The sequence below is a fragment of the Pseudomonas sp. EA_65y_Pfl1_P113 genome, assembly GCF_963970525.1.
GTDB classification, from domain to species: domain Bacteria; phylum Pseudomonadota; class Gammaproteobacteria; order Pseudomonadales; family Pseudomonadaceae; genus Aquipseudomonas; species Aquipseudomonas tritici.
In genome coordinates, this window is sequence record NZ_CAXAQM010000104.1 from 1 (window position 1) to 1,054 (window position 1,054).

3 protein-coding genes are annotated in these 1,054 nt (G+C 62.0%); 1 reads left to right on the top strand and 2 read right to left on the bottom strand.

Features of this window, described 5'->3' with window-relative positions:
• Positions 1 to 259 (bottom strand): acyltransferase family protein (locus tag AACY52_RS28475; RefSeq protein ID WP_339561091.1); only part of this gene is annotated, 259 nt, incomplete at its 3' end.
• A gap of 148 nt (positions 260 to 407) precedes the next feature.
• Between AACY52_RS28475 and AACY52_RS28480 the strand changes: the two genes are divergently transcribed.
• The gene (locus AACY52_RS28480; protein ID WP_339561092.1) at positions 408 to 734 is read left to right on the top strand and encodes a hypothetical protein; all 327 of its coding nucleotides are present in this window, start codon (positions 408 to 410) and stop codon (positions 732 to 734) included.
• 88 nt (positions 735 to 822) lie between these two features.
• Here AACY52_RS28480 and AACY52_RS28485 read toward each other — a convergent pair.
• Positions 823 to 1,054, bottom strand: a 232-nt coding sequence (locus AACY52_RS28485; RefSeq protein WP_339561093.1) for a hypothetical protein, incomplete at its 5' end; no start/stop codon positions are given.

Below are 1,054 nucleotides of genomic sequence, written 5' to 3' on the forward strand. Positions count from 1 at the left end.
GTGCCGGGAAGATGCGGGACACCCGATGAACGTAGAAGCGTCCAAGCGGGCTGTTGCGAACAAACAAAATCTCGGCCATCAGCCGGCCGCTTAAAACGAAGAAGCATTCGACGGCGAGGCTTTGAGGGTTAAACTCTCGCCCCCAAAGAAGCGGGGTCAACTCAAGATGTCCGATCAATAGCAGCAGGATTGAAAGTCCCCGCCAACCATCAAGATGGGTTATGTGTTGGCGTTTCTCGGAAATTACTTGAGATTGCATGCAAATATCTCTGCATTGAAACTCCACCACTACCCCACGTTGCCCCCTCCCGCCAACCCCCTTGACAAGCGCAAGTTGAGTGTGGCGGCGGACGAACTCAACCCTGCGCCCTGATCGCCAGTTCCGCAACCACAGGATCTACAGCCGCATGTCCCTCAAGGGTCGACCCTCCACGCCGTCCGCGGCGCCGCTGCTCAAGAACGCCTCCGCCGCGCCGTTCGTCTATTTCGACAACGCGCCCCTTTATGGGGTCGCCGGGATGGGCGTCGAGGTGGAATTGACCGCGGCCTCAATCGTGCCCAAGGCCGACGGGGCGGTGATGCGTGAGGCGGTCTGCGTGGCGCATCTGCGCTGCTCGCCGCATGCGGCGGTGGCCCTGATCGACAGCCTGCAGAAGGCCGTCCAGATGTACAGGGACAAGCAGGCCGAGCTTGCCGAGGCGGCCGAAGGCCAGCCGGGCGGCAAGGCGGCCTGAGGGCGGCCTGAAGGCCGCTCGACGAGGCGAACAAACGAGTTTCGGTCAGCGCCACCAGACGGCGCGCGGCTCCTGGGTGCCGCTCTTCTCAAACCCTGCGGCAGGCGTCCTCCATACGGCGCAAACGCAGATTCATCAGTGCCGGCGTGCCGTCCGCAAAGCTCTTTTGCGGACGCGAACGGCGCTGCGGTCCGTCCAGCACCAGACGCTGGCAAAGTGAAAAAGGTGCCATTCCATGGGTCAGGTAAGGGAAGTCGACGCCATCTCCGAGGCGATTGCGGAAACCGAGAAAGAGATCGCAGGAGATGCGTGGGGTATCG

Coding starts and splice junctions, on each gene's coding strand:
- AACY52_RS28480 (WP_339561092.1), top strand. CDS start 408: ATGTCCCTCAAGGGTCGACCCTCCACGCCGTCCGCGGCGCCGCTGCTC.